Source organism: Pseudomonas sp. B8(2017) (assembly GCF_002113575.1).
Lineage (GTDB): Bacteria > Pseudomonadota > Gammaproteobacteria > Pseudomonadales > Pseudomonadaceae > Aquipseudomonas > Aquipseudomonas putida_Z.
Window position 1 is genome coordinate 133223 of the sequence record NZ_NEIO01000007.1, and the last position, 24493, is coordinate 157715.

23 protein-coding genes are annotated in these 24493 nt (G+C 62.5%); 16 read left to right on the forward strand and 7 right to left on the reverse strand.

Going from position 1 to position 24493, the window contains the following annotated elements:
* Positions 1-77 precede the first annotated feature (77 nt).
* Both rhlB and CAG22_RS13295 read right to left on the reverse strand, forming a co-directional pair.
* Positions 78-1541, reverse strand: coding sequence for an ATP-dependent RNA helicase RhlB (gene rhlB, locus CAG22_RS13290; protein ID WP_085705593.1), 1464 nt, complete (start codon positions 1539-1541; stop codon positions 78-80).
* Between the two features lie 101 nt (positions 1542-1642).
* Positions 1643-2299 carry an alpha/beta hydrolase gene (locus CAG22_RS13295; RefSeq protein ID WP_025340573.1) on the reverse strand — a complete coding sequence of 219 codons (657 nt, stop codon included), beginning with the start codon at positions 2297-2299 and terminating at the stop codon, positions 1643-1645.
* A gap of 331 nt (positions 2300-2630) precedes the next feature.
* Here CAG22_RS13295 and CAG22_RS13300 point away from each other — a divergent pair, with 331 nt between their 5' ends.
* The 4 genes from CAG22_RS13300 (at position 2631) to CAG22_RS13315 (ending at position 6788) form a co-directional block, all read left to right on the forward strand.
* Positions 2631-3659, forward strand: a complete 1029-nt coding sequence (locus tag CAG22_RS13300; RefSeq protein WP_075046278.1) for an amino acid ABC transporter substrate-binding protein — start codon at positions 2631-2633, stop codon at positions 3657-3659.
* Between the two features lie 67 nt (positions 3660-3726).
* Entirely contained in the window at positions 3727-4905 is a 1179-nt protein-coding gene (locus tag CAG22_RS13305; protein WP_085692186.1) for an amino acid ABC transporter permease, read from the forward strand.
* 10 nt (positions 4906-4915) lie between these two features.
* Positions 4916-6013, forward strand: a complete 1098-nt coding sequence (locus CAG22_RS13310) for an amino acid ABC transporter permease (RefSeq protein WP_085705594.1) — start codon at positions 4916-4918, stop codon at positions 6011-6013.
* Between the two features lie 10 nt (positions 6014-6023).
* Positions 6024-6788 (forward strand): amino acid ABC transporter ATP-binding protein, encoded by a 765-nt coding sequence (locus tag CAG22_RS13315; RefSeq protein WP_003251792.1) that lies wholly within the window; start codon positions 6024-6026, stop codon positions 6786-6788.
* Positions 6789-6924: 136 nt separating this feature from the next.
* Here the strand turns inward: CAG22_RS13315 and algW are convergent, their stop codons facing one another.
* Positions 6925-8085, reverse strand: a complete 1161-nt coding sequence (gene algW, locus CAG22_RS13320) for a Do family serine endopeptidase AlgW (protein ID WP_025340570.1) — start codon at positions 8083-8085, stop codon at positions 6925-6927.
* 169 nt (positions 8086-8254) lie between these two features.
* Between algW and CAG22_RS13325 the strand changes: the two genes are divergently transcribed.
* The 3 genes from CAG22_RS13325 to cysN all read left to right on the forward strand — a co-directional run bounded on the left by CAG22_RS13325 (position 8255) and on the right by cysN (position 12073).
* The gene (locus CAG22_RS13325) at positions 8255-9013 is read left to right on the forward strand and encodes a Nif3-like dinuclear metal center hexameric protein (RefSeq protein ID WP_075046277.1); all 759 of its coding nucleotides are present in this window, start codon (positions 8255-8257) and stop codon (positions 9011-9013) included.
* A 225-nt stretch (positions 9014-9238) separates the two neighbouring features.
* Positions 9239-10156: a sulfate adenylyltransferase subunit CysD gene (cysD, locus tag CAG22_RS13330; protein WP_013974136.1), complete on the forward strand. Its 918-nt coding sequence runs from the start codon at positions 9239-9241 to the stop codon at positions 10154-10156.
* Between the two features lie 15 nt (positions 10157-10171).
* Positions 10172-12073, forward strand: coding sequence for a sulfate adenylyltransferase subunit CysN (cysN, locus tag CAG22_RS13335; RefSeq protein WP_085705595.1), 1902 nt, complete (start codon positions 10172-10174; stop codon positions 12071-12073).
* 240 nt (positions 12074-12313) lie between these two features.
* On the opposite strand, the gene CAG22_RS13340 is transcribed toward cysN, so the two are convergent.
* Positions 12314-12793: an Lrp/AsnC family transcriptional regulator gene (locus CAG22_RS13340; RefSeq protein ID WP_016498026.1), complete on the reverse strand. Its 480-nt coding sequence runs from the start codon at positions 12791-12793 to the stop codon at positions 12314-12316.
* 127 nt (positions 12794-12920) lie between these two features.
* Here CAG22_RS13340 and CAG22_RS13345 point away from each other — a divergent pair, with 127 nt between their 5' ends.
* Positions 12921-14117: a methionine gamma-lyase gene (locus CAG22_RS13345; protein WP_085705596.1), complete on the forward strand. Its 1197-nt coding sequence runs from the start codon at positions 12921-12923 to the stop codon at positions 14115-14117.
* Positions 14118-14279: 162 nt separating this feature from the next.
* Here CAG22_RS13345 and CAG22_RS13350 read toward each other — a convergent pair whose 3' ends face one another.
* On the reverse strand, positions 14280-14717 hold the full coding sequence (locus CAG22_RS13350; protein WP_025340565.1) for a YhcB family protein: 438 nt from the start codon (positions 14715-14717) through the stop codon (positions 14280-14282).
* A gap of 135 nt (positions 14718-14852) precedes the next feature.
* Here CAG22_RS13350 and CAG22_RS13355 point away from each other — a divergent pair, with 135 nt between their 5' ends.
* The 3 genes from CAG22_RS13355 (at position 14853) to zapE (ending at position 18122) form a co-directional block, all read left to right on the forward strand.
* Complete coding sequence (locus tag CAG22_RS13355) at positions 14853-15488, forward strand: alpha/beta hydrolase (protein WP_023662821.1); 636 nt, start codon at positions 14853-14855, stop codon at positions 15486-15488.
* Positions 15489-15513: 25 nt separating this feature from the next.
* Positions 15514-16863 (forward strand): tryptophan--tRNA ligase, encoded by a 1350-nt coding sequence (locus CAG22_RS13360; protein ID WP_025340563.1) that lies wholly within the window; start codon positions 15514-15516, stop codon positions 16861-16863.
* A gap of 164 nt (positions 16864-17027) precedes the next feature.
* Positions 17028-18122: a cell division protein ZapE gene (gene zapE, locus CAG22_RS13365; protein ID WP_025340562.1), complete on the forward strand. Its 1095-nt coding sequence runs from the start codon at positions 17028-17030 to the stop codon at positions 18120-18122.
* A 116-nt stretch (positions 18123-18238) separates the two neighbouring features.
* On the opposite strand, the gene CAG22_RS13370 is transcribed toward zapE, so the two are convergent.
* Positions 18239-19159, reverse strand: a complete 921-nt coding sequence (locus CAG22_RS13370) for a GlxA family transcriptional regulator (protein WP_075047039.1) — start codon at positions 19157-19159, stop codon at positions 18239-18241.
* Between the two features lie 288 nt (positions 19160-19447).
* Positions 19448-20488 (reverse strand): NADP(H)-dependent aldo-keto reductase, encoded by a 1041-nt coding sequence (locus CAG22_RS13375; RefSeq protein WP_085705597.1) that lies wholly within the window; start codon positions 20486-20488, stop codon positions 19448-19450.
* A gap of 257 nt (positions 20489-20745) precedes the next feature.
* Here CAG22_RS13375 and rplM point away from each other — a divergent pair, with 257 nt between their 5' ends.
* The 5 genes from rplM (at position 20746) to CAG22_RS13400 (ending at position 24428) form a co-directional block, all read left to right on the forward strand.
* Positions 20746-21174, forward strand: coding sequence for a 50S ribosomal protein L13 (gene rplM / locus CAG22_RS13380; protein ID WP_003260798.1), 429 nt, complete (start codon positions 20746-20748; stop codon positions 21172-21174).
* Between the two features lie 14 nt (positions 21175-21188).
* Positions 21189-21581: a 30S ribosomal protein S9 gene (rpsI, locus tag CAG22_RS13385; protein ID WP_003260797.1), complete on the forward strand. Its 393-nt coding sequence runs from the start codon at positions 21189-21191 to the stop codon at positions 21579-21581.
* A gap of 263 nt (positions 21582-21844) precedes the next feature.
* Positions 21845-22438 (forward strand): ubiquinol-cytochrome c reductase iron-sulfur subunit, encoded by a 594-nt coding sequence (petA, locus tag CAG22_RS13390; RefSeq protein ID WP_015271723.1) that lies wholly within the window; start codon positions 21845-21847, stop codon positions 22436-22438.
* Complete coding sequence (locus tag CAG22_RS13395; protein WP_025340560.1) at positions 22438-23649, forward strand: cytochrome bc complex cytochrome b subunit; 1212 nt, start codon at positions 22438-22440, stop codon at positions 23647-23649. The genes petA and CAG22_RS13395 overlap by 1 nt, the downstream gene beginning before the upstream one ends.
* Positions 23649-24428: a cytochrome c1 gene (locus CAG22_RS13400; RefSeq protein WP_085614300.1), complete on the forward strand. Its 780-nt coding sequence runs from the start codon at positions 23649-23651 to the stop codon at positions 24426-24428. The genes CAG22_RS13395 and CAG22_RS13400 overlap by 1 nt, the downstream gene beginning before the upstream one ends.
* Positions 24429-24493 lie beyond the last annotated feature (65 nt).

Sequence of the window (24493 nt, forward strand, 5' to 3'; positions counted from 1 at the left end):
CCACAGGTACTGCACAGGTTTCGGAAGCTGTGCAGTACCTGTGGGAGCGGGTTTACCCGCGAAGAGGCCGGCATAGGTCAATGGTGCTTGCGCGGCACCGGCTTCAGCAGCTCATCCGGCGGCATTTCACATTTGATCTTGCGCCCCAGCAGCTCTTCGATCGCGGGCAGCTGGTACGAATCATCCTCGCCGGCAAAGCTGATCGACACACCACTGGTGCCCGCACGGCCTGTCCGGCCAATGCGGTGCACGTAGTCGTCCGGGTCTTCCGGCAGGGTGAAGTTGATCACGTGGCTGATGCCATCGATGTGAATGCCACGCCCCGCCACGTCGGTGGCCACCAGCACGGTGATGCGCCCTTCGCGGAAGTTCTCCAGGGTACGGATACGCTTGTGCTGCGGCACGTCGCCCGACAACTGCGCGGCATTGATGCCGTCGCGCACGAGTTTTTCCTCGATGCGCCGCACTTCGTCCTTGCGGTTGGCAAACACCATCACCCGTTCCCACTTGTTCTGGGTCACCAGGTTGTACAGCAGCTTGTACTTGTCGCTGCCGGCCACCGCATAGACGTGCTGCTCCACCGTTTCGCTGGCAACGTTCTCCGGCTCGATCTCGACGATGGCCGGGTTGGTGGTCCATTGCTTGGCCAGGTTCATCACGTCGTCGGTGAAGGTGGCGGAGAACAGCAGGGTCTGGCGCTCGCTTTTCGGCGGCGTCTGGCGAATGATCTGGCGCACCTGGGGGATGAAACCCATGTCGAGCATGCGGTCGGCTTCGTCCAGCACCATCACCTCGACCATGTCCAGGTGCACCTCTCCGCGCTGGTTGAAGTCCAGCAGGCGGCCCGGAGTGGCCACCAGGATGTCGCAATGGCGCGCTTCCAGGGCCTTGAGCTGCTTGTCGAAGTCCATGCCGCCGACGAAGCTCATCACGTTCAGGCCGGTGTACTTGGTCAGGGCGATGGCATCCTTGGCGATCTGCACCACCAGCTCGCGGGTGGGCGCGATGATCAGCGCGCGTGGCTCGCCCATGTAGCGTTCCTTCGGCGGCGGCGTCTGCTGCAGCTGGGAAATGATCGAGATCAGGAACGCCGCAGTCTTGCCGGTACCGGTCTGGGCCCGGCCGATGGCGTCCTGGCCACGCAGGGTGTAACCCAGCACCTGTGCCTGGATCGGCGTGCAGTACGGGAAGCCCAGGTCGTGGATGGCGTGCATCACCTCGTTGGACAGCTTGAAGTCGTGGAAGCGGGTCTTGCCTTCCTGCGGCTCGACCACGAAGTCTTCCGGTTTCCACAGGCTGGCCTGCGGCTTGGGCTTGCGCTCGCGACGCGGTTTGTCCTTGGCCGGCTTGTCGGCGGCTGGCGTAACGGCGGCAGGCTGTTCGGCCAGGGGCGCGGGGGTGGCGCGTGGGGCGGCCGGTTTTGCCGCACGCTGGGCCTCGCTGGCGGGTGCGGGCGCAGGCAGCGTCACGCTGGCAGCAGGAGCGACGGCCTGTGGCGCGGCGTCTCCCTTGCCGAAAATTTTCTTGAGTGCCTTGAGCACGATCGTCTCGTCAACTGGTTAAGGAATGTACGCCGGGCAGTGTAAAGCAAGATTCAGGCGCGGCGTAGTGGAATAGCCTTACAACTACAGGCGGCCTTGGCTTATTGCAATTGCTTGCTCAGCCAGTCGTGGATGTCGCTCAACTCTTCCACCACCACTTCATGTTCCATCGGGTATTCGTGCCAGCGGGCGGCGACGCCCCAGGTATTCAGGTACTCGAAGGCGGTGCGGCCCATGGAAGGGATCACCACCGGGTCGTGCACGCCGTGCAGGCACAGGGCCGGGGTGCGTTGCTGGCAGGCGCTCAACTGATGCTGGTCGTTGAAGGTGGGGGCGTAGGTGGACAGGGCGATCACGCCACCCAGTGCTTCTTGCCACTTTATATAGGCAGTGTGCAGCACCACCGCGCCGCCCTGGGAGAAACCGGCCAGGAAGATCCGCGACAGGCTGATGCCTTTGGCCTGCTCGGCCTTGATCAGGGCAATGAGCTGCTCGGCCGATTCTTCCAGCTGCGCCTCGTCGATGGCACGGGCCGGGGTCATGGCCTTGATGTCGTACCAGCTGGGCATGGCGTAGCCGCCGTTGATGGTTACCGGGCGGGTTGGAGCCTGGGGCATGACGAAACGGGTGCTGAGCAGGCGCTCCTGCATGAATTCGGCCACTGGTAGGAAGTCGTAACGGTCGGCACCCAGGCCGTGCAACCAGATCACACAGGCATCGGCGGTTTTCTGCGGTTCGAGAATCAGCGGGTTGGTCATGACTGCTCCGAAAGTGTGCGGGTCTTGTTATGGCGTGCGTGAAAAGAAGGCGCTGGAAATGATTGTCGGAAAAAGAATGTCGCAACGATACAACTTTCCCTACTTGACGAGCGCTTAAACGCTACAGCCGTAAATTCTGGTACGCGCTTTGCAATTCAACCAATGATGCAAAGGGCAGGCCGTGACGGTAACACCCTTTGCACGCGAAGGCTGTCACAGAACAGTCCATTGCGCCATTGACCCAATAACAAGCCAATACGGGTCGGATACGCCTCAAAAGGGTGCGGTGCAATTCCGGCTCGATACAACAAGAGCGATTTGGAGGTTGTGAATGAAGATGTTGAAAACCACCCTGGCAGTCCTGACCGCTGCCGCCGCGCTGGGCGCCGTGAGCAACGCCCAGGCCGGCGCCACCCTCGATGCGGTAAAGAAGAAGGGCTTCGTCCAGTGTGGCGTGAGCGACGGTCTTCCAGGTTTCTCGGTACCTGATGCGCAGGGCAAGATCGTTGGTATCGACGCCGACGTGTGCCGCGCGGTGGCCGCCGCCGTGTTCGGCGACGCCACCAAGGTCAAGTTCAGCCAGCTCAACGCCAAGGAACGCTTCACCGCCCTGCAGTCGGGCGAAGTCGATGTGCTGTCGCGCAACACCACCTGGACCAGCTCGCGTGATGCTGGCATGGGCTTGGTATTCGCCGGTGTTACCTACTATGACGGCGTCGGTTTCCTGGTCAACAAGAAGCTGGGTGTTTCCAGCGCCAAGGAGCTCGATGGCGCGACCATCTGCATCCAGGCGGGTACCACCACCGAGCTGAACGTGTCGGACTTCTTCCGCGCCAATGGCCTGAAATATACCCCGATCACCTTCGACACCTCCGACGAAAGCGCCAAGTCGCTGGAGTCCGGCCGTTGCGACGTGCTGACCTCGGACAAGTCGCAGCTGTTCGCCCAGCGCTCCAAGCTGGCCGCGCCGACCGACTACGTGGTACTGCCGGAAACCATCTCCAAGGAACCGCTGGGCCCGGTGGTGCGCAAAGGCGACGAGGAGTGGTTCAGCATCGTCAAGTGGACCCTGTTCGCCATGCTCAACGCCGAAGAGGCGGGCATCACCTCGAAGAACGTCGAGGCCGAGGCCAAAGGCACCAAGAACCCGGACGTCGCCCGCCTGCTGGGTGCGGACGGCGAGTACGGCAAGGACCTCAAGCTGCCCAAGGACTGGGTAGTGCAGATCGTCAAGCAAGTCGGCAACTATGGCGAAGTGTTCGAGAAGAACCTGGGCCAAGGCACCGACCTGAAGATCGACCGTGGCATGAACGCCCTGTGGAACAACGGCGGCATCCAGTACGCGCCACCTGTGCGCTGATGGCTGCACCCTGCGGCGGCATCCCGCCGCCGCAGGCTGTTCGAATCCCTACTGTCCGGGGCACTTCATGCAAAATCAAATCGGCGCACCCAAGGGCTTGTCCCTTAACGATCCGCGTGTGCGCGCGTGGCTGTTCCAGATTCTCACGATAGTCTTCGTGGTCGGTCTGGGCTGGTACCTGTTCCACAACACGCAAACCAACCTGCAACACCGGGGCATCACCTCGGGCTTCGACTTCCTCGACCGCAGTGCCGGCTTCGGCATCGCCCAGCATCTGATCCCCTACGTGGAATCCGACAGCTATGCGCGGGTGTTCGTCATCGGCCTGCTCAACACCCTGCTGGTGACCTTCATCGGCGTGGTGCTGGCGACCATTCTCGGCTTCATCATCGGTGTGGCGCGGCTGTCGCCGAACTGGATGATCAACAAGCTGGCGACCGTGTATGTGGAAACCTTCCGCAACATCCCGCCGTTGTTGCAGATCCTGTTCTGGTACTTTGCCGTGTTCCTGACCCTGCCGGGACCGCGGGGCAGCATCAATATCGATGACACCTTCTTCATCAGCAACCGTGGCCTGAACATGCCCGGCGCGTCCATGGCCGAAGGCTTCTGGCCGTTTGTCGTGGCCCTGGCCCTGGCGCTGCTGGCCATCGTGGCGATGGTGCGCTTTGCCAACAAGCGCTTCGACGAGACCGGCGTGCCGTTCCACAAGTTCTGGGTGGGGCTGGCGCTGTTCATCGCCATTCCGGGTGTTTGTGCACTGCTGTTCGGCAGCCCGGTGCACTGGGAAGTGCCGCAATTGAAAGGATTCAACTTCGTCGGTGGCTGGGTACTGATCCCCGAGCTGCTGGCGCTGACCCTGGCGTTGACCATCTACACCGCTGCGTTCATCGCCGAGATCGTGCGCTCCGGTATCCGTTCGGTCAGCCATGGCCAGACCGAGGCCGCGCGCTCGCTGGGCCTGCGCGAGGGGCCGACCCTGCGCAAGGTGATCATCCCCCAGGCACTGCGGGTGATCATTCCGCCGCTGACCAGCCAGTACCTGAACCTGGCGAAGAACTCGTCGCTGGCGGCCGGTATCGGCTACCCGGAGATGGTCTCGCTGTTCGCCGGTACCGTGCTCAACCAGACCGGCCAGGCCATCGAGGTGATCGCCATCACCATGAGTGTCTATCTCGCCATCAGCATCAGCATTTCGCTGCTGATGAACTGGTACAACAAGCGCATTGCGCTGATCGAGCGGTGAGGATACGCCCGTGAATGCCCATGTTTTCAAACCCGACATGCCGCCACCGGTGAAAACCGTCGGCGTGCTCGCATGGATGCGTGCCAATCTGTTCTCCAGCTGGCTCAACACGCTGCTGACCCTGTTCGCCATCTACCTGGTGTGGCTGATCGTGCCACCGTTGCTGCAGTGGGCGTTGCTTGACGCCAACTGGGTCGGCACCACCCGCGCCGACTGCACCAAGGAGGGCGCCTGCTGGGTGTTCGTGCAGCAGCGCTTCGGCCAGTTCATGTATGGCTACTACCCGGCCGAGTTGCGCTGGCGCGTGGACCTGACCGTGTGGCTTGCCGTGCTCGGCGCCGCGCCGCTGTTCATCAAGCGTTTCCCGCGCAAGGCCTTCTACGGCCTGGGCTTCCTGGTGCTGTACCCGCTGCTGGCCTACGCCCTGCTGCACGGGGGCGTGCTGGGCCTGGAAAACGTACCGACCAGCCAGTGGGGCGGGCTGATGCTGACCCTGGTGATCGCCACCGTGGGCATTGTCGGCGCATTGCCGCTGGGCATCCTGCTGGCCCTGGGGCGGCGCTCGAGGATGCCGGCGGTGAAGGTGGTGTGCGTGACCTTCATCGAGTTCTGGCGCGGCGTGCCGCTGATCACCGTGCTGTTCATGTCATCGGTGATGCTGCCGTTGTTCCTGCCTGAGGGCATGAGCTTCGACAAGCTGCTGCGGGCGATGATCGGCGTGATCCTGTTCCAGTCGGCGTACATCGCCGAGGTGGTGCGTGGTGGCCTGCAGGCCATCCCCAAGGGCCAGTACGAAGCTGCCGCTGCCATGGGCCTGGGCTACTGGCGGGCGATGGGCCTGGTGATTCTGCCGCAGGCGCTCAAGCTGGTGATCCCTGGCATCGTCAACACCTTCATTGCCCTGTTCAAGGACACCAGCCTGGTGATCATCATCGGCCTGTTCGACCTGCTGAACAGCGTCAAGCAAGCCGCCGCCGACCCGGCCTGGCTGGGCATGGCTACCGAGGGCTACGTGTTCGCCGCCCTGGTGTTCTGGATTTTCTGTTTCGGTATGTCCCGCTACTCCATGCACCTGGAGCGCAAGCTGGACACTGGCCACAAGCGTTAGGAGTTTCGAAATGAGTGAAGCGATCAAGCAGCCTGCCGGCCCCGAAGGCATCATCCAGATGCAGGGCGTGAACAAGTGGTACGGCCAGTTCCATGTGCTCAAGGACATCAACCTGAACGTGCGCCAGGGCGAGCGCATCGTGCTGTGCGGGCCGTCCGGCTCGGGCAAGTCCACTACCATCCGTTGCCTCAACCGCCTGGAAGAGCACCAGCAGGGGCGCATCGTGGTCGATGGTGTGGAGCTGACCAACGACCTCAAGCAGATTGAGGCCATCCGCCGCGAAGTGGGCATGGTGTTCCAGCACTTCAACCTGTTCCCGCACCTGAGCATTCTGGAGAACTGCACCCTGGCGCCGATGTGGGTGCGCAAGATGCCGCGGCGCAAGGCCGAGGAAATCGCCATGCACTACCTGGAGCGGGTGCGTATTCCGGAGCAGGCGCACAAGTACCCGGGGCAGTTGTCCGGTGGCCAGCAGCAGCGTGTGGCGATTGCCCGCGCGTTGTGCATGAAGCCGAAGATCATGCTGTTCGACGAACCGACCTCGGCGCTGGACCCGGAAATGGTCAAGGAAGTGCTCGATACCATGGTGGGCCTGGCCGAGGATGGCATGACCATGCTCTGCGTGACCCACGAGATGGGCTTTGCCCGGACCGTGGCGAACCGGGTGATCTTCATGGACAAGGGCGAGATCGTCGAGCAGGCGGCGCCGGATGACTTCTTCGACCGGCCACGCAGTGACCGGACCAAGTTGTTCCTGAGCCAGATCCTGCATTGATGCAAAAGGGGCCGCTTTGCGGCCCATCGCCGGCAAGCCAGCTCCCACAGGTATCACATCAGCCTCAAGCCCTGTGCAATACCTGTGGGAGCTGGCTTGCCGGCGATGGGCTGCAAAGCAGCCCCAGATCGAAGCCTTACTTCTCTTCCTTGGCGACTGCCGGCGCCGGTGGCGGCCGCAGCCCCACCTCGGCGATCAGTTTCAACTGCTGCCCATTGCGCATCACCTCGATGGTGATCTTCTCGTTGGGCTTGATCCGCGCCACCTGGTTCATCGACTTGCGCCCGTCACCGGCTGGCTCGCCGTTGATGCTCAGGATCACGTCACCCAGCTGCAAACCGGCCTTTGCCGCCGGCCCTTCGCGGAAGATACCCGCCACCACGATGCCCGGGCGGTCCTTCATGCCGTACGATTCGGCCAGCTCCTGGCTCAGCGGCTGTACTTCGATACCCAGCCAGCCACGGATCACCTGGCCGTGCTCGATGATCGACTTCATCACCTCCAGTGCCAGTTTCACCGGGATGGCGAAGCCGATGCCCTGTGAACCGCCGGATTTGGAGAAGATCGCCGTGTTGATGCCGATCAGGTTGCCGTTGGCATCCACCAGCGCACCGCCGGAGTTGCCCGGGTTGATCGCGGCGTCGGTCTGGATGAAGTCTTCGTAGTTGTTCAGGCCCAGCTGGTTGCGGCCGGTGGCGCTGATGATGCCCATGGTCACGGTCTGGCCGACCCCGAACGGGTTACCGATGGCCAGCGACACGTCGCCGATGTGAATGTTGTCGGAGCGGCCGATGGTGATGGCTGGCAGGCTCTTCAGGTCGATCTTCAGCACCGCCAGGTCGGTTTCCGGGTCGCTGCCGATGACCCGGGCCAGGGTCTCGCGGCCATCCTTCAGGGCCACGACGATCTGGTCGGCACCGCTGGTGACGTGGTTGTTGGTCAGCAGGTAGCCCTCGGGGCTCATGATCACCGCCGAGCCCAGGCTCGACTCCCAGCGGCGCTGCTTGGGCAGGTTGTCGCCGAAGAAACGGCGGAACTGCGGGTCTTCGAACAGCGGGTGGGCGCTCTTGTTCACCACCTTGGTGGTGTACAGGTTGACCACCGTCGGGGCGGCCAGGGTCACGGCGTCGGCGTAGGATACCGGGCCCTGCATGATCCGCGAGGTCTGCGGCGCCTGTTGCAGGTTGACGTCCTGACTGGGCAGGCCGACCCATTCCGGGAAGCGCTGGATGATCAGCATGGCGATCAGTACGCCGGTAAGCAGGGGCCAGCCAAAATAACGCAAAGCCTTGAACATGAATGAATCCTGGAAAGAGCCGGGGGACGGTGACCGTGCGGTGGGGCATGAGCGCGCGCGATCATACACCGGTTCCCCCAGTGCCGGCGACGGCCCATAATGGCCGGCATTATACGGGCGTTGCATGGGCGTTGTGCCCGAGAAAAACGCAGATTTCGAGGAGATTTTCATGGCCGTCGCTCTGAACACCCTGGTCGAGGAAGCCGAGCGTTACCTGGGCAGCGCGAAGATCCAGGATTATTGCCCCAACGGCCTGCAGGTCGAAGGCCGGCCGCAGGTCAGCCGCATCGTCAGCGGCGTTACCGCCAGCCAGGCGCTGCTGGATGCGGCGGTCGAGGCCGAGGCCGACCTGGTGCTGGTGCACCATGGCTACTTCTGGAAGGGTGAGAACCCGTGCGTCACCGGTATCCGGCAGCGCCGGCTGAAGACCCTGTTGAACAACGACATCAGCCTGCTGGCGTTCCACCTGCCGCTGGATGTGCACCCGGACGTGGGCAACAACGTGCAACTGGCGCGGCAGCTGGACATTACTGTCGAAGGGCCGCTGGACCCGGAGAACCCCAAGGTGGTCGGCATGGTCGGCTCGCTGGCCGAGCCGATGACCGCGCGCGACTTCGCCCGCCGGGTGCGGGAGGTGCTGGGGCGTGAGCCTTTGCTGGTCGAAGGTGAGCAGATGATCCGCCGGGTCGGCTGGTGCACCGGGGGCGGGCAGGGCTACATCGACACGGCGATCGCGGCCGGGGTGGACCTGTACCTGACCGGCGAGGCGTCGGAGCAGACCTACCATAGTGCCCGCGAGAATGGCGTCAGCTTCATTGCCGCCGGGCACCATGCCACCGAGCGGTATGGGGTACAGGCGCTGGGTGATTACCTGGCGCGGCGCTTTGCCGTGGAGCACCTGTTCATCGATTGCCCGAACCCTATCTGATCTTCGCGGGCGCGCCCGCTCCCACAAGGACTCCGCTGCACCTGTGGGAGCGGGCGTGCCCGCGAAGGGCCGCAGAGCGGCCCCAATTCCAGCCCAAACCCCCAGTCATATCGTTAGACTTTTTCGATCTAGCCAGCCTCCTAAATAGAAGCAGCCGCTGTGATAAAGTGGCTCGCTCGAACACGGCCCGCAGGCCGTCCATAAGATCGTTTTTCGTGAGTAGCCATGGTCGACAAACTGACGCACTTGAAACAGCTGGAGGCGGAGAGCATCCACATCATCCGCGAGGTGGCCGCCGAGTTCGACAACCCGGTGATGCTGTACTCGATCGGCAAGGATTCCGCCGTGATGCTGCACCTGGCGCGCAAGGCCTTCTTCCCGGGCAAGCTGCCGTTCCCGGTGATGCACGTCGACACCCAGTGGAAATTCCAGGAGATGTACAGCTTCCGCGACAAGATGGTCGAGGAAATGGGCCTGGAGCTGATCACCCACGTCAACCCCGAGGGTGTGGCGCAGGGCATCAACCCGTTCACCCATGGCAGCTCCAAGCACACCGACATCATGAAGACCCAGGGCCTGAAACAGGCGCTGGACAAGCATGGTTTCGACGCCGCCTTCGGTGGTGCGCGCCGCGACGAAGAGAAATCGCGGGCCAAGGAGCGCGTGTACTCGTTCCGTGACAGCAAGCACCGCTGGGACCCGAAGAACCAGCGCCCGGAACTGTGGAACGTGTACAACGGCAAGGTCAACAAGGGCGAGTCGATCCGCGTCTTCCCGCTGTCGAACTGGACCGAGCTGGACATCTGGCAGTACATCTACCTCGAAGGCATCCCGATCGTGCCGCTGTACTTCGCTGCCGAGCGCGAAGTCATCGAGAAGAACGGCACCCTGATCATGATCGACGACGAACGCATCCTCGAACATCTCACCGATGAAGAGAAAGCGCGCATCGTCAAGAAGAAGGTGCGTTTCCGTACCCTCGGCTGCTACCCGTTGACGGGTGCTGTCGAGTCGGAAGCCGAGACCCTGACGGACATCATCCAGGAAATGCTCCTGACCCGTACGTCCGAACGCCAGGGCCGTGTCATCGACCACGATGGCGCCGGTTCCATGGAAGACAAGAAACGCCAAGGCTACTTCTAATTTCAGGGTTACTCCATGTCGCACCAATCTGATCTGATCAGCGAGGACATCCTCGCCTACCTGGCCCAGCACGAGCGCAAGGAACTGCTGCGCTTCCTGACCTGCGGCAACGTCGACGACGGCAAGAGCACCCTGATCGGGCGCCTGCTGCACGACTCGAAGATGATCTACGAGGACCACCTCGAGGCCATCACCCGTGATTCGAAGAAAGTCGGCACCACCGGCGAGGAAGTCGACCTGGCACTGCTGGTCGACGGCCTGCAGGCCGAGCGCGAGCAGGGCATCACCATCGATGTCGCCTACCGCTACTTCTCCACCGCCAAGCGCAAGTTCATCATTGCCGACACCCCGGGCCACGAGCAGTACACCCGCAACATGGCTACCGGTGCGTCCACCTGCGACCTGGCGATCATCCTGGTCGACGCCCGCTACGGCGTGCAGACCCAGACCCGCCGCCACAGCTACATTGCCTCGTTGCTGGGCATCAAGCACATCGTCGTCGCGGTCAACAAGATGGACCTCAAGGGCTTCGATCAGGGCGTCTTCGAGTCGATCAAGGCCGACTACCTGAAGTTCGCCGAAGCCATCAACCTGACCCCGAGCAGCCTGCACTTCGTGCCGATGTCGGCGCTCAAGGGCGACAACGTGGTCAACCACAGCGAGCGTTCGCCGTGGTATGCCGGCCCGACGCTGATGGAAATCCTCGAAACCGTCGAAGTGTCGGCCGACCGCAACTTCACCGACCTGCGCTTCCCGGTGCAGTACGTCAACCGTCCGAACCTGAACTTCCGTGGCTTCGCCGGCACCATCGCCAGCGGCGTGGTGCACAAGGGCGACGAAATCGTCGTGCTGCCGTCGGGCAAGAGCAGCCGCGTCAAGTCCATCGTCACCTACGAAGGCGAGCTGGAAAACGCAGGCCCTGGCCAGGCCGTGACCCTGACCATGGAAGACGAGATCGACATCTCCCGTGGCGACCTGCTGGTGCATGCCGACAACGTCCCGCCGGTCACCGACCAGTTCGACGCCATGCTGGTGTGGATGGCCGAGGAGCCGATGCTCCCGGGCAAGAAATACGACATCAAGCGCGCCACCAGCTACGTGCCGGGCTCGATTGCCAGCATCACCCACAAGGTCGATGTGAACACCCTGGAGCAGGGCGCTGCCAGCGCGCTGCAGCTGAACGAGATCGGCCGCGTCAAGGTGTCCCTGGACGCCTCGATCGCCCTGGACGGTTACGACAGCAACCGCACCACCGGTGCGTTCATCGTCATCGACCGCCTGACCAACGGCACCGTCGGCGCCGGCATGATCATCGCCCCGCCAGTCCTGCCGCACGGCAGCACCGGCCATCATGGCAAGCTGTGCCATGTGGCCACCGAAGAGCGCGCCCTGCGCTTCGGCCAGCAGCCTGCGACCGTGCTGTTCAGCGGCCTGTCCGGCGCTGGCAAGAGCACCCTGGCCTACGCCGTGGAGCGCAAGCTGTTCGACATGGGCCGTGCGGTGTACGTGCTCGACGGCCAGAACCTGCGCCACGACCTGAACAAGGGCCTGCCACAGGACCGCGCTGGCCGTACCGAAAACTGGCGCCGCGCCGCCCACGTGGCGCGCCAGTTCAACGAAGCCGGCCTGCTGACCCTGGCCGCGTTCGTGGCCCCGGATGCCGAAGGCCGCGAACAGGCCAAGGCGTTGATCGGCAAGGAGCGCCTGGTAACCGTTTACGTCCAGGCCTCGCCGCTGGCCTGCCGTGAGCGTGACCCGCAAGGCTTGTACGCTGCTGGCGCCGATAACATCCCGGGCGAAAGCTTCCCGTACGATGTGCCGCTGGACGCCGACCTTGTGATCGACACCCAGGCCACCAGCGTGGACGAGGGTGTGAAACAGGTGCTGGACGTGCTGCGTCAGCGTGGTGCGATCTAAGCGCTAGCCTGCAAGAAAAACCCCGCTTCGGCGGGGTTTTTTGTTTCTCGTTCCCGCAGATACAGCGCATGCTTCGGGCTCACGCTGTACCTGTGGGAGCGGGTTCACCCGCGAAGCAGGCGGCGCGGTGGATGGCACCGGCTGTGCCGGTGTTCGCGGCTAAAGCCGCTCCCACAGGGACTGCGCAAGCTTCTAGATTTTGAGCAAGACAGTTGCTCCCAAACGGAGCGCGCAAGTTGTTCAGATGTGTTTTTCCGACACCGGTATCACCCGCCGTTCCTTCACCGCCTTATAGGAAAAACTCGAGTAGATCTCCTTCACCCCCGGCAACCGCTGCAGCACTTCCCGGGTGAACTCGCCAAACGACTCCAGATCCCGCGCCAGAATCTCCAGCAAGAAGTCGTAGCGCCCGGAGATGTTGTGACAGGCGACAATCTCGGGAATCTCCATCAGCCGCTGCTCGAACGCCAGCGCCATGTCCTTGGTGTGCGAGTCCATCATGATGCTGACGAACGCGGTCACGCCAAACCCCAGCGACTTGGGCGAGAGGATGGCCTGGTAGCCGGTGATGTAGCCGTTGTCCTCCAGCAACTTGACCCGCCGCCAGCACGGCGAGGTGGTCAGCGCTACCTGGTCGGCAAGTTCGGCAACGGTGAGGCGGGCGTTGTCCTGCAGGGCAGCGAGCAGGGCGCGGTCGGTGCGGTCGAGGCTTGAAGGCATGTTTTGCCCTCCTGGTCCGGTAATTATTGTTTTTGTTCCAACAAGCACACGGATGCGTGGGCCATTTTGGAAAAAATCGGGCAGCTCAGTGGCATAAGCTTATAGCAAACCACAAGAGGCTGTTGCCATGCGCGACTCCCATAACAACACCGGTTTTTCCACGCGGGCCATTCACCATGGCTACGACCCGCTTTCCCACGGTGGCGCCCTGGTGCCGCCGGTGTACCAGACCGCTACCTATGCCTTCCCCACCGTGGAATACGGCGCTGCCTGCTTCGCCGGGGAGGAGCCGGGGCATTTCTACAGCCGCATCTCCAACCCTACCCTGGCCCTGCTGGAACAACGCATGGCCTCGCTGGAGGGCGGTGAGGCGGGGTTGGCATTGGCGTCGGGCATGGGGGCCATCACATCGACGATCTGGACCCTGCTGCGCCCCGGCGATGAGCTGATCGTCGGGCGTACTTTGTACGGCTGCACCTTTGCTTTCCTGCACCATGGCATTGGCGAATTCGGGGTGAAGATCCGCCATGTCGACCTGAACGACGCCAAGGCTCTGAAAGCGGCGATCAACAGCAAAACGCGGATGATCTACTTCGAAACGCCGGCCAACCCCAACATGCAGCTGGTGGATATCGCCGCGGTGGCCGAGGCGGTGCGCGGGCATGATGTGCATGTGGTGGTCGACAACACCTACTGCACGCCCTACCTGCAGCGGCCGCTGGAGCTGGGGGCGGACCTGGTGGTGCATTCGGCGACCAAGTACCTCAGTGGTCACGGTGATATCACTGCCGGGCTGGTGGTGGGGCGCAAGGCGCTCGTCGACCGCATTCGCCTGGAAGGTCTGAAGGACATGACCGGGGCGGTGCTGTCGCCCCACGATGCGGCGCTGCTGATGCGCGGGATCAAGACCCTCGCGCTGCGCATGGACCGCCATTGCGCCAATGCCCTGCAGGTAGCGGAGTTTCTGGCCCGGCAGCCGCAGGTGGAGCTGATTCACTACCCGGGGTTGCCGTCGTTTGCCCAGTACGAGCTGGCGCAGCGGCAGATGCGTTTGCCGGGCGGGATGATCGCCTTCGAGCTCAAGGGGGGTATCGAGGCCGGGCGCAGGTTCATGAATGCCCTGCAACTGTTTGCCCGTGCGGTGAGCTTGGGCGATGCCGAGTCGCTGGCGCAGCATCCGGCGAGCATGACGCACTCAAGCTATACCGCGAAGGAACGGGCGCATCACGGGATATCGGAGGGGCTGGTGCGCTTGTCGGTGGGGCTGGAGGATGTGGAGGACCTGCTGGCGGATGTCGAGCAGGCATTGCAGGCTTGCAGCTAGGTTGCCTGGGCCGGCCTCTTCGCGGGCATGCCCGCTCCCACAGGTATTCCACAAATTTCAAATGCTGTGGTGTACCTGTGGGAGCGGGCGAGCCCGCGAAGAGGCCAGTGAATCCAGCCCACAAAAAAGGCCTCTTGCGAGGCCTTTTTCATGTTCGGCAGATCAGCGCTTGAGCCCGTAGCTCTCGTCGAGCATGCCCGGCGAGTTCGGCGCTTTCGGCGCGTAGTCGCGCGGTACTTCGGCAGTGTCCTTCGGCGGGGTCAGGCGGTCACGTGGGCCCTGGCTGCCTTCGGAATGCAGGGCGGCCAGCAGGCGCTGACGGGTCACGTCGTCGAGGGCCAGGGTATTGGCGCCGTCGGCCAGGTGATCCTGGACGTCCTGATAGCTCTGGGTCAGTTTCTTGACCAGCACGGCGGTGCTGTTGAAGTGGGTGACCACTTCGTTCTGGTAGCTGTCGAAACGCTTCTGGATGTCATCCAGCTGACGCTGGGTGCTGCTCGGCGCGGCATTGGGCAGCAGGCGAGCGACGACGAAACCAACCACCACGCCGATGACCAGGGCCAGGGTCGGCAACAACCAAACAAGGAGCGAGAGTTCCACGAGTCCTTCCTCTATAAACGGCTTTGCTTTACGTTAACGGCTCAGACCTGCGCTGTATACCGCGAGCGATCGCAAATCAGAACAGAATTCCTCACCTAGACGAATCGACCCCTCCCGAGGTCACGGAGTAGTGCCTTGCTTGTCCGCGAAACCCCCTTGTTCATCGATGGCCCCAGCGGCCAGCTGGAAGCCTTGTACCTGGACGTGGCCAATGCACGTGGCGCGGTGCTGATCTGCCACCCCAACCCGGTCCAGGGTGGCACCATGCTCAACAAGGTGGTCTCGACCCTGCAACGCACCGCCCGTGATGCCGGCTACGTGACCTTGCGGTTCAACTACCGTGGCGTCGGTCAGAGCGCCGGCACCCATGACATGGGCGCTGGCGAGGTAGCCGATGCCGAGGCCGCTGCGGCCTGGCTGCGCGAGAAGCATCTGGGCCTGCCGCTGGTGCTGATGGGCTTCTCGTTCGGTGGCTTCGTCGCCACCAGCCTGGCCGGCCGCCTGGAGGCCACTGGAGTAGAGCTGCAGCAGCTGTTCATGATCGCCCCGGCGGTCATGCGCCTGACGGCGGATTTCCCGCTGCCGCAGCGCTGCCCGATCACCGTGGTGCAGCCGGACGCCGACGAAGTCGTCGCGCCGCAGCTGGTTTACGAATGGTCCGACAGCCTGTCGCGCCCCCATGAGCTGCTGAAAGTGGCAGAATGCGGACACTTCTTCCATGGCAAGCTGACCGATCTGAAGGATCTGCTGCTGCCGCGCCTTTCGAACTGAGCCAAGCCTGAATAAGCGAACACCCATGACCACGCGCATTCTTACCGGTATCACCACCACCGGCACTCCGCACCTGGGCAACTACGCCGGCGCCATCCGCCCGGCGATCCGTGCCAGCCAGCAGCCCGGTGTCGACTCGTTCTACTTCCTGGCCGACTACCACGCCCTGATCAAGTGCGACGACCCGCTGCGCATCCAGCGTTCGCGCCTGGAAATCGCCGCCACCTGGCTGGCCGGTGGCCTCGACCCGGACAAGGTGACTTTCTACCGCCAGTCCGATATCCCGGAAATCCCCGAGCTGACCTGGCTGCTGACCTGCGTCAGCGCCAAGGGCCTGCTCAACCGCGCGCACGCCTACAAGGCCTCGGTGGACAAGAACCTGGAAAACGGCGAAGACCCGGATGCCGGCGTGACCATGGGCCTGTACAGCTACCCGGTGCTGATGGCCGCGGACATCCTGATGTTCAACGCCAACAAGGTGCCGGTCGGCCGTGACCAGATCCAGCACGTGGAAATGGCCCGCGACATCGGCCAACGCTTCAACCACCTGTTCGGCCAGGGCAAGGACTTCTTCGCCCTGCCGGAAGCGGTGATCGAGGAGAGCGTGGCGACCTTGCCGGGCCTGGACGGGCGCAAGATGTCCAAGAGCTACGACAACACCATCCCGCTGTTCACCAGTGCCAAGGAGATGAAAGACGCCATCTCGCGCATCGTCACCGACTCGCGTGCGCCTGGCGAAGCGAAAGACCCGGACAATGCTCACCTGTTCACCCTGTTCCAGGCCTTCTCGACGCCGGCGCAGTGCGCCGAGTTCCGCGAAGAACTGCTGCAGGGCCTGGGCTGGGGCGAGGCCAAGCAGCGCCTGTTCCAGCTGCTGGACGGCCAGTTGGCCGAGAAGCGCGAGTACTACCACCAGCTGATCGCCCGCCCGGCGGACCTGGAAGACATCCTGCTGGCCGGTGCCGCCAAGGCTCGCAAGATCGCCACGCCATTCCTCGAGCAACTGCGCGAGGCCGTTGGCCTGCGTTCGTTCCGCAGCAGCGTGCAGGCCAGCACCGAAGTGAAGAAGAAGGCCGCCAAGAGCGCGCGTTTCGTCAGCTTCCGCGATGAAGACGGCAGCTTCCGCTTCCGCCTGCTGGCCGCTGACGGCGAACAACTGCTGCTGTCGCGCAGCTTCGCCGACGGCAAGAGCGCCGGCGCCGTGAGCAAGCAGCTGCAGCAAGGTGGCGAGGCGGATGTGCGCGTCGAAGGCCTGGGCTTCGGCCTGTGGCTGAACGGCGAACAGGTTGCCGACGGGCCGCAGTTCGACAGCGCCGAAGCCCGTGATTCGGCCATTGAAAGCCTGCGTGCAGCGCTTGCGCCTCAACCGGACTGAGGCATTTCGCCTGTAGGAGCGGGTTTACCCGCGAACACCGGCAAAGCCGGTGCCATCCAGCACTTAGTTGGTCTGGATGAGGCATATTGACGCAAGTCGCATTGCCATTAAGCGGGCCTGTCGCTACAGTGACGGCCCGTTTTTTGTTGCCTCGCTAACGAATCATGACGCCCCTAGAACGATATCAAGCAGATCTGAAACGTCCCGACTTCTTCCATGACGCGGCGCAGGAAACTGCGGTGCGTCACCTGCAGCGCCTGTACGACGACCTGGTGCACGCGCAGAACAACAAGCCGGGCGTGTTCGGCAAGCTGTTCGGCAAGAAGGAGCAGACCCCGGTCAAGGGCCTGTACTTCTGGGGTGGGGTAGGGCGCGGCAAGACCTACCTGGTCGATACCTTCTTCGAGGCGCTGCCGTTCAAGCAGAAGATGCGCACGCACTTCCACCGCTTCATGAAGCGTGTGCACGAGGAAATGAAAACCCTCAAGGGCGAGAAGAACCCGCTGACCATCATTGCCAAGCGCTTCAGCGAAGAAGCCAAGGTCATCTGTTTCGACGAGTTCTTCGTATCGGACATTACCGACGCGATGATCCTCGGCACCCTGATGGAAGAGTTGTTCAAGAACGGCGTATCGCTGGTGGCTACTTCCAACATCGTGCCGGACGGCCTGTACAAGGACGGCCTGCAGCGCGCGCGCTTCCTGCCCGCCATCGCCATGATCAAGCAGTACACCGAGGTGGTGAACGTCGACAGCGGGGTCGACTACCGCCTGCGTCACCTGGAGCAGGCCGAGCTGTACCACTACCCGCTCGATGAGGCGGCGCACCAGAGCCTGCGCGCCAGCTTCAAGGCGCTGACCCCTGAATGCACCCAGGCGGTCGAGAACGACGTGCTGATGATCGAGAATCGCCCGATCAATGCCCTGCTTACCTGTGACGACGTGGCCTGGTTCGACTTCCGCGCCCTGTGCGACGGCCCCCGCAGCCAGAACGACTACATCGAACTGGGCAAGATCTTCCATGCCGTGCTGTTGAGCAACGTGGAGCAGATGGGTGTCACCACCGACGACATCGCCCGCCGCTTCATCAACATGGTGGACGAGTTCTACGACCGCAACGTCAAGCTGATCATCTCGGCCGAGGTGGAGCTGAAGGACCTGTATACCGGTGGGCGCTTGGCCTTCGAGTTCCAGCGTACCCTGAGCCGCTTGCTGGAGATGCAGTCGCACGAGTTTCTGGCGCGGGCGCACAAGCCCTGAGAATCCGGGGCCGCTTTGCGGCCCTTTCGCGACACAAGGCCGCTCCTACAGGATTATGCGATGCCCTGTAGGAGCGGCCTTGTGTCGCGATGGGCTGCAAGGCAGCCCCATTGGCCTCAAGCCTCCTGCATGAACTGTTGCCGATACTGGTTCGGCGACAACTCGGTGTGCTGACGGAACAGCCGCGCAAAGAAACTGGCATCGTCATATCCGACCTCATAGCTGATGGTCTTGATGCTCTTGCGCGTACTCGACAACAACCCCTTGGCCGTCTCGATCCGTAGCCGTTGCAGGTAGTGCAGCGGCTTGTCACCCGTCGCGCCCTGGAAGCGGCGCATGAAATTGCGAATGCTCATGCCGTGGTTGCGAGCCACGTCCTCGAAGCGGAACTTGTCGGCGAAGTGTTCTTCCAGCCAGTGCTGGATCTGCAGGATGATCAGGTCCTGGTGCAGCTTCTGCCCGCCAAAGCCCATGCGCCCGGGGGTGTAGTTGCGCTGCACTTCGTAGAGGATGTCGCGGGACACGGCGCGGGCCACGTTGGCGCCACAGAAGCGTTCGATCAGGTAGATGTACAGGTCGCAGGCCGAGGTGGTGCCGCCGGCGCAGTACAGGTTGTCGGCGTCGGTCAGGTGCTTGTCCTGGTTCAGCCGGATCTTCGGGAAGCGTTCGGCAAAGCTGTTGAAGAAGCGCCAGTAGGTGGTCGCTTCCTTGCCGTCGAGCAGGCCGGACTCGGCCAGCCAGAACACGCCACTGGCCTCGGCGCACAGCACAGCGCCACGGGCATGCTGTTCACGTAGCCACGGCAGCACCTGTGGATAACGTTGCAGCAGGTTGTCGAAGTCGTCCCAGAAGGCCGGGAGGATGATCACATCGGCGTCGTCCAGGCCGCCTTCGACCGGCAGCTGCACATTGCTGAAGCTGTCCACGGGCTGGCCGTCCGGGCTCACCAGGCGGATCTCGAACATGGGCTGAAGGCCCAGGCCCAGCTGCTTGCTGTAGCGCAAGCTGGCGAGGTGGAAGAAATCCTTGGCCTGCATCAAGGTCGAAGCGAACACCTTGTCAATGGCCAGGATGCTGACGCGCCGCAGCGACGCGGAGGGTTGGGTAAACATCATTGTCATTGTTCTTATAGGGTAGAGTGGTCAATCACCGGCTGGATCGTCTTATTTTTTGGCGATTGTGTCTAGCCCGTGAAGCAGGGGCTGCTTTGCAGCCCAATCGCCGGCAAGCCAGCTCCCACAGGTACTCCACAGGCCTCAGGCTCGCGCCGGACCTTGTGGGAGCTGGCTTGCCGGCGATTGGGTCGCGAAGCGGCCCCTCTCGGCTCAAGGCGCCGGGTTCGGTTGCTCCTGGTGAATCGCCTCGATCGCCGCCAGCAGTTCATCACTCAGGCTCAGCTCGAGGCTGGCAAGGTTGCTGTCCAGCTGCTCGAGGCTGGTCGCGCCAATGATGTTGCTGGTCACGAACGGCTGCCGGGTGACGAATGCCAGGGCCATCTGCGCCGGGTCCAGGCCGTGCTCGCGGGCCAGCTGCACATAGCGGCTGCAGGCCGCCACGGTCTGTGGGTTGGAGTAGCGGGCAAAGCGGCTGAACAGGGTCAGGCGTGCGTTTTGCGGGCGTGCGCCGTTCTCGTATTTGCCGGAAAGCATGCCGAACGCCAGCGGCGAATAGGCCAGCAGGCCGCACTGCTCGCGGATGGCCACTTCCGCCAGGCCCACCTCGAAGCTGCGGTTGAGCAGGTTGTACGGGTTCTGGATCGACACCGCTCGCGGCCAGCCGCGGCTTTCGGCCAGTTGCAGGAACTTCATGGTGCCCCACGGCGTTTCGTTGGACAGGCCGACGTGGCGGATCTTGCCCGCGCGCACCTGCTCGTCGAGCACTTCGAGGGTTTCTTCCAGCGGGGTGAAGTGGTCCTGTGGCAGGTGCTGGTAGCCCAGCTTGCCGAAGAAGTTGGTGCTGCGCTCGGGCCAGTGCAGCTGGTACAGGTCGATGCGGTCGGTCTGCAGGCGCTTGAGGCTCTCTTCCAGCGCGGCGACGATGTGCTGGCGGTTGTGCTTGAGCTGGCCGTCGCGGATGTGGCTGATGCCGTTGCCGGGGCCGGCGACCTTGCTGGCCAGCACCCAGTCATCGCGATCGCCATTGGCGCGGAACCAGTTGCCGATGATGCGCTCGGTGGCGGCGTAGGTTTCGGGGCGGGGCGGCACCGGGTACATCTCGGCGGTGTCGATGAAGTTGACACCGGCGGCCTTGGCCCGGGCAATCTGCTCGAAGGCCTCGGCCTGGACGTTCTGCTCGCCCCAGGTCATGGTGCCCAGGCACAGGGCGCTGACATTGAGGTCGGTACGGCCGAGCTGGCGGTATTCCATCGGGTAGACACTCCTTGACAAAGAAGCCCATCAAAGCAGGTTGAAATTTTTCGCGCAATCTGGATAATTCGGCCCCTCTCCGTGTGGCGGAAGTGATGCACCACCACGCAGGAAGAACCCCGTCGAACATTGGCGTGCCTGACCCGAGCCCCCAAAAGCGTCAGCGTTCGGCTGCGCGCTTGCCCTTGGCAAGCTGTGCACTATCCAGTAAGATTCGCCGTCTATTTTTCGCTGGGCGGCCTCTGAGGCTTTAGAGAATGAAAACTTTTACTGCTAAACCGGAAACAGTAAAGCGCGAGTGGTTCGTAGTCGACGCCGCTGGCCAGACCCTGGGTCGTCTGGCTACCGAAATCGCTAGCCGTCTGCGTGGCAAACACAAACCAGAATACACCCCTCACGTTGACACCGGCGACTACATCGTCGTCATCAACGCCGAGCAGGTTCGTGTGACTGGTGCCAAGTCTTCCGACAAGATGTACTACTCCCACTCCGGTTTCCCGGGCGGTATCAAGGAAATCAACTTCGAGAAGTTGATCGCCAAGGCCCCCGAGCGTGTTATCGAAACTGCGGTCAAAGGCATGCTGCCGAAGAACCCGCTGGGTCGCGACATGTACCGCAAGCTGAAAGTGTACGCGGGTGCTGCTCACCCACACACTGCTCAGCAGCCTCAAGAACTGAAGATCTAACGGGATAGTTCATTATGTCGGCGACTCAAAACTACGGCACTGGCCGTCGCAAGACCGCAACCGCTCGCGTATTCCTGCGTCCGGGTACTGGTAACATTTCCATCAACAACCGTTCTCTGGACGTGTTCTTCGGTCGCGAAACCGCTCGCATGGTTGTTCGTCAGCCGCTCGAGCTGACCGAAACCGTCGAGAAGTTCGACATCTACGTCACCGTTTCCGGTGGTGGTGTCAGCGGTCAAGCCGGTGCGATCCGTCACGGTATCACCCGCGCTCTGATGGAATACGACGAAACCCTGCGTGGCGCTCTGCGTCGTGCTGGCTACGTCACCCGCGACGCTCGTGAAGTTGAGCGTAAGAAAGTGGGTCTGCGTAAAGCGCGTAAGCGTCCTCAGTACTCCAAGCGTTAATACCGCTTCGGCAGTCGAAAAAAGCCCGGTTCCTTGGAACCGGGCTTTTTTTATGTCTTGAACTAACCTGTCAGCATGTCGGTGACGACTTGCCGCATAGACGCAGATCAAGCAAAGCGAGGGTTGTAGCCCGTTCCCCGGGTAATCACCTTGTCAGTGTGTGGATTTGTTTCTTACCATGGCGGCCAATTTTTAGTGCCACAGACATTACCTAAGTACAGGCCAGGTCCAACTGGCCAAGCAAGCTGATGGGAGAGGACTGAATGAGCAATGACGGCGTCAACGCAGGCCGGCGCCGCTTCCTCGTAGCCGCGACATCTGTAGTCGGGGCAGCGGGGGCAGTGGGGGCTGCGGTACCGTTCGTGGGGTCATGGTTTCCCAGTGCCAAGGCGAAAGCCGCGGGTGCACCGGTGAAGGTCAATATCGCCAAGGTCGAGGCCGGGCAGCAGATGGTGGCCGAGTGGCGTGGCCAGCCGGTGTTCATCGTGCGGCGAACGGACGAGATCCTCGGTAACCTGAAAAAGGTCGTCGGTGACCTGGCTGACCCCGAGTCCAAGGCCTCGGTACAGCCCACCTACGTCGACCCGCAGGTTCGTTCGATCAAGCCGGAAATCCTCATCCTTGTCGGCCTGTGCACACACCTGGGCTGCTCGCCCACCTTCCGTCCGGAAGTCGCACCCGCCGACCTTGGCCCGAAATGGGTCGGTGGCTATTTCTGCCCGTGCCACGGCTCCCACTACGACCTGGCCGGCCGTGTCTACAAGTCGCAGCCGGCACCTCTCAACCTGCCCGTGCCACCGCACTCTTACGAGTCGGACGAGATCGTCGTCATCGGCGTTGACCAGGAGAACGCATGATGAGCAAGTTCATGGACTGGATTGATGCTCGCTTCCCCGCCACCAAGATGTGGGAAGACCACCTGAGCAAGTATTACGCGCCCAAGAACTTCAACTTCCTGTACTTCTTCGGCTCCCTGGCGCTGCTGGTGCTGGTCAACCAGATCGTCACCGGTGTGTGGCTGACCATGAGCTTCACGCCCTCGGCGGAAGAGGCGTTCGCCTCGGTCGAGTACATCATGCGTGACGTGGAATACGGCTGGATCCTGCGCTACCTGCACTCGACCGGTGCATCGGCGTTCTTCATCGTGGTCTACCTGCACATGTTCCGCGGCCTGCTCTACGGCTCCTACCAGAAGCCGCGTGAACTGGTGTGGCTGTTCGGCATGCTGATCTACCTGGCGCTGATGGCCGAAGCCTTCATGGGCTACCTGCTGCCGTGGGGCCAGATGTCGTACTGGGGTGCCCAGGTGATCATCTCGCTGTTCGGTGCCATTCCGGTAATCGGTGGCGACCTCACCCAGTGGATCCGCGGTGACTACCTGATCTCGGGTATCACCCTGAACCGCTTCTTCGCCCTGCACGTGGTTGCCCTGCCGATCGTGATTCTCGGCCTGGTGGTGCTGCACATCCTCGCCCTTCACGAAGTGGGTTCGAACAACCCCGATGGCGTCGACATCAAGAAGAAAAAGGACGAGAACGGTATCCCGCTGGATGGTATCCCGTTCCACCCGTACTACACCGTCAAGGACATTGTCGGCGTGGTGGTGTTCCTGTTCGTGTTCTGCGCCGTGGTGTTCTTCTTCCCGGAAATGGGCGGTTACTTCCTGGAGAAACCTAACTTCGAGCAGGCGAACGCCTTCAAGACCCCCGAGCACATTGCGCCTGTGTGGTACTTCACGCCGTTCTACGCGATCCTGCGTGCGGTGCCTGACAAACTGATGGGCGTCATCGCCATGGGTGCGGCCATTGCCGTGCTGTTCGTGCTGCCCTGGCTCGACCGCAGCCCGGTGCGCTCCATGCGCTACAAGGGCTGGATCAGCAAGCTCTTCCTGCTGGTGTTCTGCGTGGCCTTCGTCATCCTCGGCGTGCTGGGCGTACTGGCGCCGACACCTGGGCGTACCTTGCTGTCGCAGGTGTGCACGGTGTTGTACTTCGCCTACTTCCTGCTGATGCCGTTCTACACAAGGCTCGAGAAGACCAAACCGGTTCCGGAAAGGGTGACTGGCTGATGAAAAAGTTGATTGCAGTATTTTTGCTGGCAGTGATGCCTGCCTTTTCCTTCGCGGCCGAAACGGGCCTGGAGCTGGACAAGGTCGACATTGATCTGGGCGACAAGGCCGCCATGCAGGACGGTGCGCGTACCTTTGCCAACTATTGCATGGGTTGCCACAGTGCCAAGTTCCAGCGTTACGAGCGGGTGGCCGATGACCTTGGCATCCCCCACGAGCTGATGCTCGAGAAGCTGGTGTTCACCGGTGCCAAGATCGGTGACCACATGCAGATCGGCATGAAGCCCAGTGACGCCAAGACCTGGTTCGGCGCCGCACCGCCAGACCTGACCCTGGTGGCGCGGGTGCGTGGCACCGACTGGCTGTACACCTACCTGCGCAGCTTCTATGAGGACCCGTCGCGGCCTTATGGGGTGAACAACAAGGTGTTCCCGAACGTCGGCATGCCCAACGTACTGGTTGGCCTGCAGGGCAACCAGTACGTCGGCTGCAAACAGGTGCAGACCGTGACCGATGGCAAGAAGCAATTCGACCCGTTGACCGGCGCCCCGATCACCCATGAAGCCTGCGACCAGCTGACCATTACGCCGAATTCCGGTACCCTGACGACCGAGCAGTTCGACGAGAAGGTCAAGAACCTGGTGACCTTCCTGGCCTATTCGGCCAACCCGGTCAAACTGGAAAGCCAGCGCATCGGTACCTACGTGTTGCTGTACCTGGCTTTCTTCTTCGTATTCGCCTACTTGCTCAAGCGTGAATACTGGAAGGACGTGCACTGATCACGCAGTAGTTTCTGGTTGTTGAACGCGCCCGTGGTGGCCTGGCAGATCTGCCAGGTCACCAC